Here is a 17,339-nt window from a genome sequence, read left to right as displayed (position 1 = left end):
CGGTGAAGAAGCCCTTGCGGCTCGGCGGGTCGGTGTACCCCGCTTCCCGCGCGGGGTCGCCCGGGCCGAAGAACGCTCGACCCAGTTTCGACAGATTGTCCGACACGGTTACAGCTCCGTTCCTGTCTCGGGTGTCACGCCGGCGCGTCGCCGGTACTCGGCCACGTACTCCAGCAGCGCGGGACCCCGAGGCCGACGGCCCGGCTGGATGTCGCAGCTGGTGGCCTTGGTGGACGGGATGGACACGTTGGGGTCCAGCGCCTGCGGCAGCAGCTCGTTGGCGCCGTCACCGACGCTGATGCCGTTCCGTCCCCAGTGGTACGGCAACCCGATCTGGTGGAGCCGTCGACCGTCCACCACCAGCGGCTGCATCCGGTGGGTGACCAGGACGCGAGCCTCGATCGCCGTGCGGGCGGTGACGATCGTCGCCCACCCGCCGTTCTCGAGACCGCGCTCGGCCGCCAGCTCGGGGCTCACCTCGCAGAAGAACTCCGGCTGCAGTTCCGACAGGTACGGCAGCGTGCGGCTCATCCCGCCGGCCGTGTGGTGCTCGGTGAGGCGGTACGTGGTGAACATGTACGGGAACACCTCGCTGCCCGCCGCACCGTGAGCAGGGTTGTAGCGGTTGAACTTTCCCGGATGCGGCATCCGAGCAGGGTTGGACTGCTGCGGATAGAGCGGATTCGGCAGCGGCGACTCCGGTGGTTCGTAGTGCGTCGGCATCGGACCGTCCAGCAGGCCCACCGGCGCGTACAACCACGCCCGGCCGTCGTTCTGCATGATGAACGGCTCGGTGCCGTTGATCGCGTCCTCCGCCGTCGCCCCTTCCGGCGCCCGGTACGTCGGCGGCTTGTCGGCCTCGAAGTCCGGGACGTCGTGGCCCGTCCAGCGGCCGGCGCCGTCGTTCGCGTCCGGATCCCACCACACGAACGCCTTGCGTTCGCTCCACGGTTTACCGTCGGGATCCGCCGAGGCCCGGTTGTAGAGCACGCGCCGGTTCGCCGGCCATGCCCAACCCCAGTCCGGCGCCACCGGGCCCTGCTCGTGCCGGCTCCGGCGTCGATCGGCCTGATTGACGCCGTCGCCGTACACCCCGCAGTAGATCCAGCACCCGCAGCGGGTCGATCCGTCGTCGCGCAACTGGGTGTACATCGACAGCGGCTGACCGTCGGGGCCGGTGCCGTTGATCTCGGCCAGGACCGCGACCGCGTCGGGCTCGTCGGTGCCGGGCTCCATCGGGTAGTCCCACACGAGATCGAGCAGCGGCCGATCACGCTCGTCGGTGGAGCCCGCGAGCTTCTCCTTGAGGATGCGACCCAGATGGAAGTAGAACCACAGGTCGCTGCGGGCGTCGCCCGGCGGATCGAGCGCCTTGCGATGCCACTGGAGCAGCCGCTGCGTATTGGTGAAGCTGCCCTGCTTCTCGGCGTGGTTGGCGGCGGGGAAGAAGAAGACCTCGGTACCGATGTCCTCGGTCCGCATCTCGCCGGTCTCGATCTCCGGCCCGTCCTTCCAGAACGTCGCGCTCTCGATCATCGCGAGGTCGCGCACCACCAGCCAGTCGAGATTCGCCAGGCCGGCCCGCTGCATGCGGGCGTTGGCCGTGCCCACCGCGGGGTTCTCGCCGACCAGGAAGTAGCCGCCCCCGCCCTCGTTGATCTGCCGTTCGACGGTGTCCGTCGAATCGTGCGTGCCGGTCAGGCGCGGCAGGTAGTCGAAGCAGAAGTCGTTCTCGGCCGTGGCCGCGTCGCCCCACCACGACTTGAGCATGCTCACCGTGTACGCGCGCATGTTGCCCCAGAAGCCCTTCGCACCGGCGTTTTCGCCGACGAAGGTGTCAAGATCGATGTGCTTGTGCGCGTGCGGCATCGGGATGTACCCGGGCAGCAGGTTGTACAGCGTCGGGATGTCCGTCGACCCCTGGATGCTCGCGTGCCCGCGCAGCGCCATGATCCCGCCACCCGGCCGGCCGATGTTGCCGAGCAGGAGCTGGAGGATCGATGCCGTGCGGATGTACTGCACGCCGACGGTGTGCTGGGTCCAGCCCACCGCGTAGCAGAACGCCGACGTCCGGTCGCGGCCCGAGTTCTCGGTCAGCGCCCGGGCCACCTCGAGGAAGCTTTCGCGCGGAACACCGCACGCCTGCTCGACCATCTCGGGCGTGTACCGCTCGAAGTGCCGCTTGAGTACCTGGAAGACGCATCGCGGGTCCCGCAGCGAGTCGTCCCGCTGCGGCACCTCGTCCGCGCTTCCGGTGAGCGCTCCGCCGCTGCCGGACGCCTCGGTCTCCCCGGACTCGGCATCACGCGCACCGGCCGCTGGAGACTGCGACCCACCGTCCCGGTACTGCCAGCTGCTGGTGTCGTACTGCCGGCCCTCCACGTCGAACCCGGAGAACAGGCCCGCCAGATCCTCGGTGTCCCGGAAATCGTCGGAGACGATCATCGGCGCGTTCGTGTACGCCACGACGTAATCGTGGAAGTACGCGTCGTGGGCCAGCACGTAGTTGATGAGCCCACCCAGGAACGCGATGTCCGAGCCGGCGCGGACCGGGACATGCAGATCCGCGACCGCGCTGGTGCGAGTGAACCGCGGATCCACGTGAATGACCTTGGCGCCCCGCAGCTTCGCTTCCATCACCCACTGGAAACCGACGGGGTGGCACTCCGCCATGTTGGAGCCCTGGATGATGATGCAGTCCGCGTTGACGAGGTCCTGCTGGTAGTTCGTGGCACCACCACGGCCGAACGAGGTTCCCAGACCGGGAACTGTGGAGGAGTGTCAAATACGGGCCTGATTCTCCACCTCGATCGCGCCGAGCGCGGTGTAGAGCTTCTTCATCAGGTAGTTCTCTTCGTTGTCCAGCGTCGCGCCGCCGAGGCTCGCGACACCGGACGTGCGCCGCACCCGTCGGCCCTCGTCGTCTTCCCACTGCCAGAACTGATCTCGCGACTCGAGCACCCGGTCGGCGACCATCTCCATGGCTGTGTCCAGGTCGACTTCTTCCCACTCGCTCGCATACGGGCGACGGTGCAGCACGGTGGTGACCCGGTCGGGGTTCGTCACGAGCTGCTTGCTGGCCGAGCCCTTGGGGCACAGACGCCCGCGCGAGATCGGGCTGTCCGGATCGCCCTCGATCTGCACGACCTTCTCGTCGCGGACGTAGATCTTCTGCCCGCAGCCGACGGCGCAGTACGGGCACACGCTCTTGACGACCCGATCGGCCGATTCGGTGCGGGGGGTGATCTCGAGAGAGCGGCGGGACTGGGCGGCCGCGCCGCGACCGAGCGGGTCGGTCCCGGTGATCTGCTGCCACACCGGCCAGCGCTGCGCGAAGTCACGAATACTCATCGGCTGCTCCCTGTCCGCTCCGTCGATCGAGTGGTCTCACCCATGCAACGTCACCAGGCGGGGATTCGCAACCGATGCGCAGGTCGGCCGTCAGTGCAGCCGGTTCTGCGCCGCCTCGAGTCCGAGCTGCAGCACCAGTTCGACGGCGTCCGCGGCCTCCTCGCAGACGAGATCGAGTTCCTTGCGTTCGACGGTGGAGAACGGCTTGAGCACGTAGTCGGCGGGATCCTGTCGGCCCGGCGGGCGGCCGATGCCGACGCGGGTGCGCAGGTAGTCCTTGGTGCCGAGGGACTGCGAGATCGAGCGCAGGCCGTTGTGGCCGCCCTCGCCGCCGCCCTGCTTGAGCCGGATGGTGCCGAAGTCGAGGTCCAGTTCGTCGTGGATCACGACGATGTTCTCCGGCTTCACCGAGAAGAAGCGGGCCAGCCCGGACACCGCGCCACCCGACAGGTTCATGTACGAGCGGGGCTTGGCGAGGATCACCTGCCGGCCGACGAGCCGGGTCTGCACGATCTCGGCGCCACTGCGCTTGTGGGCGCTGAACTTTCCGCCCACGCGGCCGGCGAGGACGTCGGCCACCATGAAACCGATGTTGTGGCGGGTCTTCTCGTACTGCGGTCCCGGGTTGCCCAGGCCGACGACCACTGCGGTGCCGGTGTCGTCACTCACTGCTCGGGAGTCCTTTCGATGCGACGGTGCTCATACGACAGTGCTCACAGAACAGCGGCGCGTCGAACCCGAACGGGATCGACGCGCCGCTGGATGTTCAGCGCGGAGCTGATCAGGCCTCGGCCTCGGCCTCGGTCTCCTCGCCGGCGGCGGGCTCGGCAGCCTGAGCGGCAACGACGTTCACGAGCAGCAGCTCGGCGTCGTCGGCCAGGGTAGCGCCCTTGGGCAGCGCAACCGCGCCGGCCAGGAACTGGGTGCCGACCTCGGCGCCCTCGACCGAGATCTCGACGGACTCGGGGATGTCCAGAGCGTCGACCTCGAGCTTGATCGTGGTGGTCTCCTCGGTGACCAGCGCACCCGGAGCGGCGGTGCCGGTGACGACGATCGGGACCTCGACGGCAACCTTCTCGCCCTTCTGGACGATCAGCAGGTCGGCGTGCTCGATGTGGCGACGGATCGGGTGGACGACGACCGACTTGGTCAGCGCCAGCTGATCCTTGCCGTCGATGTCCAGGTTGATGACGACGTTGGTGCCGTGCGCGCGCAGGATGGCGGCGAACTCGCGAGCCGGGAGGTTCAGGTGCTGCGGGTCGGTGCCGTGGCCGTACAGGACCGCGGGGACCTGGCCGTCGCGGCGGGCACGGCGGGCAGCGCCCTTGCCGAACTCGGAACGGACAGAGGCTACGAGCTTGTTGTCGTCAGACATGGTGAAACGGCTCCTACAACTCACGTGAGATATTCGTTGACGGTCGTTCGTCGCGACGAGGGGGCGGACTGACACGAACGGCCGGAGCAAACTGCTCTATCGAAGCCGTGCCGCGTCGATCACGGTGATTCAGCGCGTTACGCGAATCGCCCTCGCCGAGACAACTCGATGCAGTCTACCGGATCGCTGTCCGGAACAGAATCGGGCCCGGTCCGCGCGAATGCGCCGACCGGGCCCGATGCGGATCGGGAAGGCGTCAGGCCTTGGCGGCGCTGATGCCGGCGCGACGGCCGAAGAAGCTGCCGTCGCCGAGCGAGGTGCCCGACGCGTAGCCGCCGGCGCAGACGCCGGAGGTGCAGCGGCCGGCAGCGAACAAGCCGGGGATCGGTTCACCGGAGACGTGCAGCACCTCGGAGTCGGTGTTGGTGCGCAGGCCGCCGAGTGTGAAGCCCCCGGTCATGCCGCGCAGGTCGATCGCGGCCACGGGGGAGCCGATGGGCTTGACCCATTCCGTCTTCTTGCCGAACAGCGGATCCTCGCCGTTCTCGGCGTGGCGGTTGAAGACGTCGACGGTCGCCTGCAGGGCTCCTGCGGGCAGACCCATCTCGGCCTCGAGCTCCTCGACGGTCTCGGCGACCCACTTGGGCTGGTGACGCAGCTGCGGGCTCGACGTCGGGCGGGTCATGCCCTCCTCGTACGCGGCCTCGTCGATGATCAGGTACGCCTCGTTGTGGTTCTCGTACAGCGTGGCCTGGCCGACGCGGCCTGGGTAGGTGTCCTCGTTGATGTACCGCTGGCCGCGGCCGTTGACGAGGATGCCGCGGATGAACAGCTGCGGATCGCAGAAGAACGCGACCTCGGCCGCGTCCATGTGGGCGAGATCAGCGCCGAGTGCCTGCGCCATGCGGATCGCGCGGCCGTCGTGCTCCTCGATCGAGGCGGCGGGCCGGTTGACCATCTTCGGCGCGAACGACTCGAGCATCTCGTTGTTGTAGGCGAAGCTGCCGGTCGCCAGGACGACACCCTTGCGGGCACGGACCGCGACGTCCTTGCCGTACTGCTTGGCGAGCAGGCCGACGACACGGCCGTCGGCGTCGACGATCAGCGTCTGCACGCGCATGTCGTACTCGGCGCGCACATTCAGCGCCTTGGCTGTATCCACGAGCGGCTTCATGAGCATGTAGCCGCCGCCCTTCTCGGTGCTGACGTGCTTGTCCTCCATCTGGGGGACGTGGCCGCGCGGTGCCGGCGGAATCGTCGCGTTGAAGGGGGCGGCGTTCTCGCCTCCGGTGTACTGCAGGCCGTCGTCACCCGGCGGCTCCCAGCCGGGCTCGCCCCAAAAGCTCATCTTGAACGGGACGCCGCACTCGTCGACCAGCCAGTGGTAGTGGTCGACGCTGCCCTCGCAGTACGCGTCGATCTTGGCCTCGTCGGTGCCCGGGCCGAGTGCAGCCTTCATGAAGGCCTTCATGCTGTCGACGGTGTCCTCGAACCCGCACGCTTTCTGCAGCGGCGTGCCGCCACCCATGTAGATGAAACCGCCGGCCATCGCCGCGGCGCCGCCCCAGCCGCCGGTGCGCTCGAGCACCAGGACGTCGGCACCGTTCTGTGCTGCGCCGACCGCAGCAGATGCACCGGCGACGCCGAATCCGGCGACGACGACATCGGCCTCGTAGGCCCAATCGGTGATGTGATCTGCGGAAATCGGTCGGATCGGTGTGGCCTCGGCCATAAGGTTGTCCTCTCACAAGCGCAAACAAAGATGTGACACAGATCATTTACACGCGTCAAAACTGTTGCGTCACACAGTTCCCGCCCAGCGGGAACGAACTTCGCGGTTTGTGAGGTCGGCGGTGCGGCAATCCTGTCGGGGATTGCCGCACCGCCGCGGGGCTGTCGAGATCAGCCGTTCGAGTCCCCGGCGTCGCCTCCGGTCCCGCCGTCGGTCCCGCCGTCGGTGCCGTCGCCCGGCGTCGTCCCTTCCCCGGGCGGGGTGTCTTCGGGGGTCTTCTCCGGATTCTCCGTCCCGTCCTCCGGGCCCTCCTTCTCCGGATCCCCGACTGCGGGGGCCTCCGGTGCGGCGGGCGCGTCGCCCCCGCCGGGTGCGGGTGCGGGCGCCGGCGCCGCGGGGGCCGGCGCCTGGACGTTGCCACCGCCGGCGTTGCCACCGCCCGCGGTGCCCGGCGCCGGACGGTTGCCCCCACCCGTTCCCGCGCCGGAACCAGCAGATGCGTCGGCGTCGCCGGGCGGGCTGGTCGGTGCCGTCGTGGTACTCGGTGCGGTCGTCGTCGAGGACGGCGCGGTGGTGGTCGTCTCGGCCGTTGTGTCGCCGTCGTCGTTGCATCCCGCCAGCAGCAGCGCCGACGCGATGACGCCCGCCCCGAGAACGGCAGCCTTGATACGTCGCATTACTCAATTCCTCCCCATTGATCGGTACATGCCGGACAAACAGATACCAGTCGGTTGGTAGGCAGGAAGTGAGCTTTGCGAATCAGTTGTCCGAATTGTTACTCGAGGGTCAGCTGGGAAACGGCATCGACGAACCGCGACAGATCGCTGTCGGAGACGAAGTAGTGCGGCGAGGCGCGCACCACGGCATCGAGCCCGCGCGCACTCATGTCGAGCAGAGTCGACGACCGTCCACTCACGGTAACCGTTATCCCCTTGTCCGCCAGCGCGTCTCGAATACCCGACGGCTCCCGGCCGTCGACCGTGAACGTCACGATGCCGCAGCGGTCGGTGCCGAGATCGTGGACCCGCACGCCCGGCAAGGCGTCCAGCTCGTTCCGAATCCGTTCGGCGCCGGCCGCGATCGCACGGGCCGCATAGTCGATCCCGAGGCTCAGCAGGTAGTCGACTGCAACGCCCAGCCCCAGTCGAGCAGCCACATCGCATTCCCACAGCTCGAAGCGCGACGCATCCGCGGCGGGCAGGTACTCGTCGGGCGACAACCACTGCGCCCCGTGCAGATCCATCGCCAGGGGCTTCAGTTCGCGGGCGAGGGCGCCCCGCAGATACAGGAATCCGGTGCCGCGCGGTCCACGCAACCATTTGCGTCCGGTGGCGGAGAGGGCGTCGACACCGAGCGCGCCGACGTCGATGGGGACCTGGCCCACCGACTGGCAGGCGTCGAGGAGGACCAGCGCGCCGTGCCGGTGCGCGAGGTCGACAACCTCGCGCACCGGGTTGATCAGGCCGCCGTTGGTGGGGACGTGAACGAGCGACACCAGCGCGACGCGGTCGTCGAGCATCCGAGCGAGGGCGTCCAGGTCGATCCGGCCGCTCGGGTCGCTGGGGACGACCTCGACCGACGCGCCCGTCTCCTTCGCGCGATGCAGGGCAGTGATCGCGTTGCTCGCGTACTCCACCTGTGACAGCAGCACTCGATCGCCGGGCCCCAACGGGATCGACGTGAAGAAGTCGCACCACGCCCGAGTCGCGCTGTCCACGAGCGCGATCTCCGCCGGTGAGGCGCCGATCAGGCGTGCGATCGAATCCCGCACGGCGGCGAGGTCGTCCGCACGTTCGGCGGCCGCGACGTACCCGCCCACCTCGGCTTCGCGCCGAAGATGTTCGATCACGGTCGCGAGCACCGGCTGAGGGGGCAGTGACGATCCGGCGCTGTCGAGAAACACTCTTTCCAGACAACCCGGAGTGTCGAGCCGGAGGCGTTCGAGATCGAGCATCGGCTATTCCTCCCGATCGGTAGCCACGACAGGGAGTGAGCTCTACCCTCGAGAAGGACGCTCGACCGCTCCCGAGGGGAGGATTGCATGGTTGTCGCAGTCGAGTCCACCGGTTTCACCTCGCGCCCGGCTGCCGAGTCCTACGTCGGCGGCGTCTGCTTCAAGCTGGGTCCGCCGAGGCTCATCGGTGCCGAACTCGAATGGCTCACCCACCACGCCCGATCCTCGCCCGACCGTCCCGACCTCGCCTCCATCGCCGCAGCTCTCGGGCCGCACGCCCCGAAATCTGTGGCTCCCGATTCTCCCGCCCGCCCACTTCCCGCGGGCAGTCTCGTCACCGTCGAACCCGGCGGTCAGATCGAACTCTCCAGCGCACCCCACGACAGTGCCGTCGCCCTCTGTGCCGCCCTGGCCGCCGACGAGGGCACCCTGCGCGCGCTGCTCGCTCGACGTTCCATCACCGCACACGCCCACGCCGCCGATTCGCGGCGCACCGCGCGGCGTCTGCTCGAACTGCCTCGTTACCGGGCGATGGAGGAGCGATTCGAGGAGATCGGCCCGTTCGGGAAGCTGATGATGTGCAACACCGCCGCGGTTCAGGTGAGCGTCGATGCCGGAGCGGATGTCGCCGATGTCGCCCGCCGCTGGAACCTGCTGCAGGCGGTCGGCCCAGCGCTGATCGCAGCGTTCGCGTGCTCGCCCCGGTTGCGGGGTGTGCCGCCGGGGGAGTGGGCGTCGCAACGGATGCGGACGTGGTTCGAGCTCGATCGGTCCCGCACGATCGGTCCACCCGAGTCGGCGGGGTTCTCGGCCGATCCGATCGCCGACTACGCGCGCTGGGTGCTCGACGTCCCCCTGCTCTGCGTGCGCCGCGACGGACCGTGTTGGGCCGCGCCGCCGGGTGCGACGTTCGCGGACTGGGTCGACGGTGCGCTCGACGACGAGATAGGTCGCCGTCCCACCCCTGCCGATCTCGACTATCACCTGACGACGGTGTTCCCCGCGGTGCGGGCGGTCGGCCACCTGGAGGTGCGTTACTTCGACACCCAGCCGGGCGACCAGTGGCGGCAGCCGATCGCCACGCTCGAGGCGTTGCTGGCATCGGGTGAGGCCGTGGATGCGGCCACCGCGATAGCCGCGAATACTCGGGGGCGTTGGATCGACGCGGCGCGGTACGGGCTCGCGGACGGTGAACTGCGCCGTGCTGCGGTGCAATTGACGGAACTGGCGGCCGACCTCGCGTCGGATCGCAACCTGGCCGCGGGGCTGGGGGCCGCGTCGGCGCGATGTCGGCGCGCCGAGAATCCGATGGGGGAGCGTTCGTGACCGGTCTTCGCGAGCAGTTGGAATCCGCGCTACTGAGGGCCCGGCATCGCAGCCACACCCTCACGGATTGCGTCGACGACTCGGATCTGATCGCCCAGCATTCGCCGTTGATGAGCCCGCTCGTCTGGGATCTCGCGCACATCGGCAACCAGGAGGAACTCTGGTTGATCCGCGATGTGGGTGGGCGGGACCCGGTCCGCCGCGACATCGACGAACTGTACGACGCCTTCAAACACGCCCGGTCCACCCGCCCGACCCTCCCGCTCCTCGGCCCGGACGAAGCCCGGAAGTACGTCGGTGAGGTCCGGGACAAGACGTGGGACGTGCTGGATGCGAGCAGGTTCCGGGGACGTCGACTCGAGCACGACGGGTTCGCCTTCGCGATGATCGCGCAGCACGAACAGCAACACGACGAGACCATGCTCGCCACCCATCAGTTGCGGAAGGGGCAGGCGGTGCTCACCGCGCCGGATGTCCCGAGGGCCGCCGCACCGATCGTCGATCGTGAGACCGTGATTCCGGCAGGCGAATTCACGATGGGAACGTCGGACGACCCCTGGGCACTCGACAACGAGCGGCCCGCGCACCGCGTGCACGTTCCGGAGTTCGCCATCGACACGGTGCCGGTCAGCAATGCGGAGTACGCGGAGTTCATCGACGACGGCGGATACCGGCGCCGGGAACTGTGGAGTGAACGGGGCTGGCAGCACAATCGCGAATCGGGTCTCGAGGCGCCGCAGTTCTGGACCGGTGACGGCAGCGGTCGATGGTGGCGGCACCGGTTCGGGGTGCTCGAACCCGTGCCCGCAGACGAGCCCGTCATGCACGTGTGCTGGTTCGAGGCCGACGCCTACGCGCGGTGGGCCGGCAAGCGGTTGCCCACCGAGTCGGAATGGGAGAAGGCCGCGCGGTGGCATCCCGCGAGTGGACGGTCCCGGCGTTTCCCCTGGGGCGACGAGGAACCCGACCGCACCCGGGCGAATCTGGGGCAACGTCATCTGGCCCCGGCCCCGGTGGGATCGTATCCGGCCGGTCGGTCCCCGCTCGGGGTGCTCCAGCTGATCGGGGACGTCTGGGAGTGGACGTCGTCGCGCTTCACCGGGTACCCCGGATTCACCGCCTTCCCGTACCGCGAGTACTCGGAGGTGTTCTTCGGCGGCGACTACCGCGTGCTGCGGGGCGGATCGTTCGGCACCGACCCCGTGGCCTGCCGCGGGACGTTCCGTAACTGGGATCACCCGATCCGCCGGCAGATCTTCGCGGGATTCCGCTGCGCCAGGGACGTGTGATGTGTCGGCACCTGGGCTATCTCGGGCCCACCCGGTCGGTGCGCGAGGTGATCGCGGCGGGAGAGTTCTCCCTGCTGCGGCAGTCGTGGTCGCCGCGGGACATGCGTGGCGGTGGGACCATCAACGCCGACGGTTACGGCGCCGCCTGGTGGGGTTCGACGCTGTCTCGGTATCGGTGCGCGATGCCGATCTGGTCGGATCCTGCTCTACCCGAGATGCTCTCGACGGTTCGTTCGCACGCGGTGATGGCCGCCGTCCGCTCCGCCACCGTCGGAATGCCCGTCGAACGCAGTGCGTGCGCGCCTTTCGTCTCGGGGCACTGGGCGTTCAGCCACAACGGTCGTATCGAGCAGTGGCCCGACTCGATGACGGGGCTTGCGGCCGGCCTGCCGGTGTCGGAACTGCTGAGACTCGAGGCGCCCACCGACTCGGTGTTCCTGTGGGCGCTGGTTCGGCACGCACTGCGCGACAACAGCCCGGAGGTCGCGCTGATGCAGGTGACGTCCGCGGTCGCGGAGGCGGCGCCGGGGTCGCGGCTGAACATGCTGCTCGGCGACGGACGCCAACTGTGGGCGACCACCTGGGATCACTCGCTGTCGGCGCTGGTGGACGACGACCGGGCGGTCCTCAGTTCCGAACCTTTCGACCACAACCACCTGTGGCGGGAGATCCCGGACGGGCACATCGTCACCGCCCGGCCGGGGCACCTGATCGTCACGCCCCTGTGAACACCCCTGTGAGCGCCCTGTGAGTTGACCGAGAACACCCACGGAGATCGGAGAGGTATGCGAGCACCGACCCTGGAAGTACACATCACGCCCGAGCAGTTGAACGCAGCACTACGGGCCGACGCCGAGCGTGGGCTCACCGCGACCCCCAAGTGGCTGCCACCGAAGTGGTTCTACGACGCGCGCGGCAGCGAACTGTTCGAGCGGATCACGAGGCTTCCGGAGTACTACCCGACGCGGACCGAGCGGGCGCTGCTCGAGGAGCACGCCCGCGAGATCGCCGCCGTCGTCATGCCTCAGATCCTCGTGGAACTCGGATCGGGCTCCTCCGACAAGACGCGGCTCCTCCTGCACGAGCTGGGCGCCCGGGGAACGCTGGAGAAGTATGTGCCGCAGGACGTGTCGGAGAGCGCGCTACGGGACGCCACCCGCCGGATCGCCACGGAGTTCCCGGAGATCGACGTGCACGGCGTGGTGGGGGATTTCACGCAGTCTCTGCAGCATCTGCCCAGCGGCGGCAGCCGGATGGTCGCCTTCCTGGGCGGCACACTCGGCAACCTCGTTCCCGACGAGCGGCAGCAGTTCCTCGCGGAGATCGCCGGTGTTCTCGAATCCGGCGAGCACCTCCTGCTCGGCGTCGCACTCGTGACCGATCCGCGCGTACTGGTCCCCGCCTACGACGACGCTGCCGGTGTCACAGCGCAGTTCGACCTCAATGTGCTGTCGGTGTTGAACAAACAATTGGGCGCCGACTTCGACCTGGACCGCTTCCGCCATGTCGCAGTGTGGAATCCCGTCGACGAGTGGATCGAGATGCGTCTCGAGGCGGCCGCCGACATGACGGTGCACGTGGCCGACCTGGGGCTGGCGGTGCGGTTCGCGGCGGGGGAGCAGATGCGTACCGAGATCTCGGCCAAGTTCCGGCTGAGCGGCATCAGCGCGGAACTCGACGCCGCGGGCTTCGAGGACATCCGGACGTGGACGGACGCCGATCAGCGCTTCGCCCTCGTGTGTGCGCGGCGCCGCTGACGGTGCGGGGCGTCTAGAGGGTCAGCTGCAGGTACGTCATGTCCAGCCAGCGGCCGAACTTGCGTCCCACCTCCGGCATCTGCGCCACGATGCGGAAACCGAACCGTTCGTGCAGGGCGATGGACGTCGTGTTGGACGATTCGACGCTGGCGACGATCACGTGGATCCCGCCGGCGCGGGCCCGCTCGATCAACGCGGTCATGAGCGCGGTCGCGATGCCCCGCCGATGGTGATCGACGTGGACGTACACCGAGTTCTCGACGGTGTATCGGTAGCCGCTCTTGGCCCGCCACACCCCGTACGAGGCGTACCCCGCGACTGCTCCGTCGACGTCGGCGACGAGCACCGGGAAGCCGTTGGCCCGACGATCGTCGAGCCAACGGCGCCGCTCGTCCAGATCGGCGAGTGTCTCGTCCCAGATCGCCGTCGTGTTGGCGATCGCCTCGTTGTGGATCTCGAGGATCCCGGGCAGGTCACCTGTGGTGGCGTCGCGGATCAGCATGGTCGAGAGAGCCTTACGCCCCTGCGCTGCGGCGCGCCTTCTCCAACGCCGCGAGCGTGCGCAGGATGGTGGCCTTCTGCCCGTTGAGGTCGTTGAGGCGAGCACGGGCCGCGAGGCCCTGAGCGGCCTCGGCCAGCGCGATCTGCGAATCGACCTTGGTGAGCTGATCGAGCAGACCGGTGACCCGCTGCTCGAGCGCCGCGACATCGATCTTCTTCGCAGGAGCGACGGCAGCGGTGGGTGTCGGCGCCGGTGCCGACGTCGCACGCGGGCGCGCAGCGGACGCCTTGCGGGCCGGAGCGGATTCCGCCTCGAAGGCCTTGACGATCCGAGCGGCCTTGGGGCGCATCGACTTGCGGACGAGGGCCGGGTCCGGGGGCTCGGGCAGGCGGATCTGGTTGAGGGCGGCACGCGCATCGCGGGCGCCCACGCGCCACTCGCGCTCCTCCTCGTCGTCGGACTGGAGGGTGCCGCCGATCGGACGCAGGCCGTACATGCCCATGAACTTGCGGGCCTCGTCGATCACGGTCTCGTGCTCGCGGCACACACCGCACCGGGGCTCGTTGCGGAACTCCTCGATCGAATCATCGCTTCCGCACCACACGCACGACCCGGGAGTCCAACGGCGAACCGGCTGAGGATTCGGAACAACAGAGGCGGCGGCGGGGTTTTGCAGGGTCTGCGCGTCGATCACGAGGAGCCAGAATAGGGCACCCGTTCGCGTCCGGCTACACCGAGGTCCAATCTTCTCCGCGGGCGTGACCAAACTCATGTTCGGTCGCCCTCGACGTCGGCAAAGGCTTGTGGCACACGAGTTCTCCGCTCCCGTGAGATCTACCGGAGGTGTCAGCCGTGAGCGCCGAAGACGTCGGTGAACCACTCCACGAGAGGCCGCATCGAAGCCCACGCCGAGCGGATCCGGTCGGCCGCCTCGGGTGTGCCCAGCCAGTCGGGGCAGCCGTAGTTCAGTCCGGCCGTGAGCGACCGGTGCCGCATCAGTTCGATGCGCGGATGATCCGGGGAGACGCCACGCGGACGGGTGGCCAGACGGTCGCCGCCGATCTCGAATCCCGCCTTCTCGATCTTGCGGACCAACCGCTCGAGCGTGCGTCCGTGCCGGTCGTCGTCGACCGCCGCGCGGTAGCGCGCGAGTTGCTCGGGGGTGTGTGAGTAGTGCCCACCGGCGACGAACAGGCCCGAGGCGTCGATCTGGACGTAGAAGCCGACGCCGGGACAGGACTCGACGAAGCCGCCCTGGTGGGTCTTGTAGGGGGACTTGTCCTTCGAGAAACGGACGTCACGATTCGGCCGGAAGGCCTTACCCGGACCGAACTCGGGTTCCAGCACGGACAGCAGTTCGACCATGGGGGCGCGAACGTCCGTGTCGTAGACGGACTTGTGGGACGTCCACCAGGCCTTGCTGTTGTCGGCCTCGAGGTCCTCGTAGAAATCCAGTGCGGTCGTCGAAAATCCGGTGAACACACTTGGAAAGACTACGCCCGTGCTCGGTCCGCGAATCGCGGACCGAGCACGGGCGTAGTCTGCAGAATGTCTAGGCGATGCCGTTGAACAGCGAGGTCACCGAGCCGTTCTCGAACACTTCCTGGATGGTGCGCGCCAGCAGCGGTGCGATGGACAGCACGGTCAGCGTCGGGAAGCGCTTCTCTTCCGGGATCGGCAGCGTGTTGGTCGCGATGACCTCCTTGGCGCCGCAGTTCGCGAGACGCTCGGCGGCCGGATCGGAGAACACTCCGTGCGTGGTCGCAATGATGACGTCGCCGGCGCCGGCGTTCTTGAGCACCTCGACCGCGCCGGCGATCGTGCCGCCGGTGTCGATCATGTCGTCGATCAGCACGCAGGTGCGGCCGCTCACGTCACCGACGACACGGTTCGACTTGACCTGGTTCGGAACCAACGGGTCGCGGGTCTTGTGCACGAACGCGAGCGGGGCTCCGTCGAGAGCGTCGGCCCACTTCTCGGCGACCTTCACCCGGCCGGCGTCGGGGGAGACCACGCAGATGTTCTCGGTGCCGTAGTTCTCGCGGACGTACTGAGCGAGCTGACCGAGGGCGTGCATGTGGTCGACCGGGCCGTCGAAGAAGCCCTGGATCTGATCGGTGTGCAGGTCGACGGTGATGATGCGGTCGGCACCGGCCGTCTTGAGCAGGTCGGCGATGAGACGGGCCGAGATGGGCTCGCGGCCGCGGTGCTTCTTGTCCTGACGGGCGTACGGGTAGAACGGCAGCACAGCGGTGATGCGCTTGGCAGATCCACGCTTGAGAGCGTCGATCATGATCAGCTGCTCCATGATCCACTGGTTCAGCGGCGCCGGGTGGCTCTGGAGCACGAACGCGTCCGATCCACGGACGGACTCCTCGAAGCGGACGAAGATCTCGCCGTTCGCGAAGTCACGAGCCGTCTGCGGCGTGACCTTGATGTCCAGTTCCTTGGCCACCTGCTCGGCCAACTCGGGGTGTGCGCGGCCCGAGAAGAGCATCAAGTTCTTCTGCACGTCGCTGGATATCGCGCTCACTGGTCTTCGCCATCCTTCGAATCGGTGTCTTGCTGGGCTGCTCGAGCCGCTGCGTCGGCAGCGGGGGTACCGGGTCGGTTGCGCTGGACCCAGCCCTCGATGTTTCGTTGCTTGCCGCCCGAGACGGCGAGCGCCCCCGGAGGCACGTCGGTGCGCAGGACGGTACCTGCACCCGTGTACGCGCCGTCGCCGACACGGACCGGGGCGACGAACATGGTGTCGGATCCGGTCCGAACATGCGAACCGACGACGGTCCGGCTCTTGTTCACGCCGTCGTAGTTGACGAAGACGCTGGATGCTCCGATGTTGCTGTGATCGCCGATGGTCGCGTCGCCGACGTACGTCAGGTGCGGCACCTTCGAGTGCGCGCCGATGTCGGCGTTCTTCGTCTCCACGAACGCACCGAGCTTGCCGGCCACGCCGAGGACCGTGCCCGGCCTCAGGTACGTGTACGGGCCGACGGTGGCGTCCGGTCCGATCCGGGCCGATTCGCCGTGCGTGCGGATCACCGATGCGCCCGCGCCGACGGTGACGTCGGTGAGTGTGCTGTCGGGTCCGACGACCGCGTCCTCGGCGACGTGCGTGGCTCCACGCAACTGCACGCCGGGACGCAGCGTCACGTCACGCTCCATCGTCACGTCGACGTCGATCCAGGTGCTGGACGGGTCCTCGACGGTGACCCCGGCGCGCATGTGGCGTTCGAGAATGCGGCGGTTGAGTTCGGCTGCGAGGGTGGCGAGCTGCACGCGGTCGTTGGCTCCGGCGACGAGCAGGTCGTCGGCGATGTGCTGCGCGCGAACGGTTTTCCCGGCCGACCGGGCGATCGCGATCACGTCGGTGAGGTACAGCTCGCCCTGGGCGTTGTCGGCGCTCAGCGACGACAGGGCACCGCGCAGGGTGGCGGCGTCGAACGCGTACACGCCGGAGTTGACCTCGGTGATCGCCCGCTGCGCCTCGGTGGCGTCGGCCTGCTCGACGATCGCGGCGACCTCGCCGTCGGTGGTCCGCAGGATCCGGCCGTACCCGGTGGGATCGGTTGCCGTGGAGGTGAGCACGGTCACCGCGGCGGCGGGCTCGGCGGTGTGCGTCGCGATGAGGGCGCGCAGTGTGTCGCTGTCGAGGAGCGGGACGTCGGCGGCGGTGACGAGAACTGTGCCGTCGAAGTCGTCGGGGAGCGCGGTCAGTCCACAACCGACGGCGTGGCCGGTGCCGTTCTGTTCGTGCTGGACGGCGGTGGCGACGGCGCGTCCCAGATCCTTGGCGACCTCGTCCACCGCAGCGCCCACGGCGTCACGATCGTGGCCGATGACGGTGACCAGTTCGGTGGGTTCGATGCCGGCCGCGGCATGCAGTGCGTGCGAGAGCATCGAGCGCCCGGCCAGGGTGTGCAGCACCTTGGGGGTCTTCGACCGCATTCGCGTCCCGGCGCCGGCAGCAAGGACGATGACGGCGGTCTGCGGTGGCATGAAGCTCCCTCGAAGTCGATCTACGCTTAGCCGCTCGCGCGGCCCGACGGTCGC

At 68.5% G+C, this 17,339-nt stretch carries 15 protein-coding genes; 4 read left to right on the top strand and 11 right to left on the bottom strand.

Annotated features, from left to right (window positions below; genetic code table 11):
• Positions 1–108: 108 nt before the first annotated feature.
• The 6 genes from fdh to A6I89_RS06275 all read right to left on the bottom strand — a co-directional run bounded on the left by fdh (position 109) and on the right by A6I89_RS06275 (position 8,412).
• Positions 109–3,351 carry a formate dehydrogenase gene (gene fdh, locus A6I89_RS06305; protein WP_162149952.1) on the bottom strand — a complete coding sequence of 1,081 codons (3,243 nt, stop codon included), beginning with the start codon at positions 3,349–3,351 and terminating at the stop codon, positions 109–111.
• Between the two features lie 90 nt (positions 3,352–3,441).
• Positions 3,442–4,020, bottom strand: a complete 579-nt coding sequence (pth, locus tag A6I89_RS06295; RefSeq protein ID WP_005514714.1) for an aminoacyl-tRNA hydrolase — start codon at positions 4,018–4,020, stop codon at positions 3,442–3,444.
• Positions 4,021–4,132: 112 nt separating this feature from the next.
• The gene (locus tag A6I89_RS06290) at positions 4,133–4,726 is read right to left on the bottom strand and encodes a 50S ribosomal protein L25/general stress protein Ctc (protein ID WP_005514712.1); all 594 of its coding nucleotides are present in this window, start codon (positions 4,724–4,726) and stop codon (positions 4,133–4,135) included.
• Between the two features lie 256 nt (positions 4,727–4,982).
• Positions 4,983–6,458, bottom strand: coding sequence for an FAD-dependent oxidoreductase (locus tag A6I89_RS06285; RefSeq protein WP_005514711.1), 1,476 nt, complete (start codon positions 6,456–6,458; stop codon positions 4,983–4,985).
• A 170-nt stretch (positions 6,459–6,628) separates the two neighbouring features.
• Positions 6,629–7,135 carry a hypothetical protein gene (locus tag A6I89_RS06280; protein WP_060934524.1) on the bottom strand — a complete coding sequence of 169 codons (507 nt, stop codon included), beginning with the start codon at positions 7,133–7,135 and terminating at the stop codon, positions 6,629–6,631.
• Positions 7,136–7,233: 98 nt separating this feature from the next.
• Positions 7,234–8,412, bottom strand: a complete 1,179-nt coding sequence (locus A6I89_RS06275; protein ID WP_022594678.1) for an aminotransferase class V-fold PLP-dependent enzyme — start codon at positions 8,410–8,412, stop codon at positions 7,234–7,236.
• An 87-nt stretch (positions 8,413–8,499) separates the two neighbouring features.
• Here A6I89_RS06275 and egtA point away from each other — a divergent pair, with 87 nt between their 5' ends.
• Genes egtA through egtD form a run of 4 tightly spaced genes read left to right on the top strand, consistent with a single transcriptional unit; the run spans position 8,500 to position 12,784 of the window.
• Positions 8,500–9,738 (top strand): ergothioneine biosynthesis glutamate--cysteine ligase EgtA, encoded by a 1,239-nt coding sequence (egtA, locus tag A6I89_RS06270; RefSeq protein WP_022594680.1) that lies wholly within the window; start codon positions 8,500–8,502, stop codon positions 9,736–9,738.
• A complete protein-coding gene (gene egtB / locus A6I89_RS06265; protein WP_044990644.1) occupies positions 9,699–11,027 on the top strand; it encodes an ergothioneine biosynthesis protein EgtB in 1,329 nt (442 codons plus the stop codon). Before egtA ends, egtB begins: the two co-directional genes overlap by 40 nt.
• Positions 11,027–11,755, top strand: a complete 729-nt coding sequence (gene egtC, locus A6I89_RS06260; RefSeq protein ID WP_005514700.1) for an ergothioneine biosynthesis protein EgtC — start codon at positions 11,027–11,029, stop codon at positions 11,753–11,755. The genes egtB and egtC overlap by 1 nt, the downstream gene beginning before the upstream one ends.
• A gap of 57 nt (positions 11,756–11,812) precedes the next feature.
• A complete protein-coding gene (gene egtD / locus A6I89_RS06255) occupies positions 11,813–12,784 on the top strand; it encodes an L-histidine N(alpha)-methyltransferase (protein ID WP_022594684.1) in 972 nt (323 codons plus the stop codon).
• Between the two features lie 13 nt (positions 12,785–12,797).
• Here the strand turns inward: egtD and A6I89_RS06250 are convergent, their stop codons facing one another.
• The 5 genes from A6I89_RS06250 to glmU form a co-directional block, all read right to left on the bottom strand.
• A complete protein-coding gene (locus A6I89_RS06250) occupies positions 12,798–13,286 on the bottom strand; it encodes a GNAT family N-acetyltransferase (protein ID WP_005514698.1) in 489 nt (162 codons plus the stop codon).
• Positions 13,287–13,299: 13 nt separating this feature from the next.
• Entirely contained in the window at positions 13,300–13,833 is a 534-nt protein-coding gene (locus A6I89_RS06245) for a hypothetical protein (RefSeq protein WP_315851602.1), read from the bottom strand.
• A gap of 299 nt (positions 13,834–14,132) precedes the next feature.
• Positions 14,133–14,768, bottom strand: coding sequence for a DUF2461 domain-containing protein (locus tag A6I89_RS06240; protein WP_022594688.1), 636 nt, complete (start codon positions 14,766–14,768; stop codon positions 14,133–14,135).
• A 70-nt stretch (positions 14,769–14,838) separates the two neighbouring features.
• Positions 14,839–15,819 carry a ribose-phosphate diphosphokinase gene (locus A6I89_RS06235; protein ID WP_005514695.1) on the bottom strand — a complete coding sequence of 327 codons (981 nt, stop codon included), beginning with the start codon at positions 15,817–15,819 and terminating at the stop codon, positions 14,839–14,841.
• Entirely contained in the window at positions 15,816–17,285 is a 1,470-nt protein-coding gene (gene glmU / locus A6I89_RS06230) for a bifunctional UDP-N-acetylglucosamine diphosphorylase/glucosamine-1-phosphate N-acetyltransferase GlmU (protein WP_013415260.1), read from the bottom strand. Before glmU ends, A6I89_RS06235 begins: the two co-directional genes overlap by 4 nt.
• Between the last annotated feature and the right edge of the window lie 54 nt (positions 17,286–17,339).

This window comes from Prescottella equi, assembly GCF_002094305.1.
GTDB lineage: Bacteria > Actinomycetota > Actinomycetes > Mycobacteriales > Mycobacteriaceae > Prescottella > Prescottella equi.
This window is presented reverse-complemented; position numbering and strand designations above follow the sequence as displayed.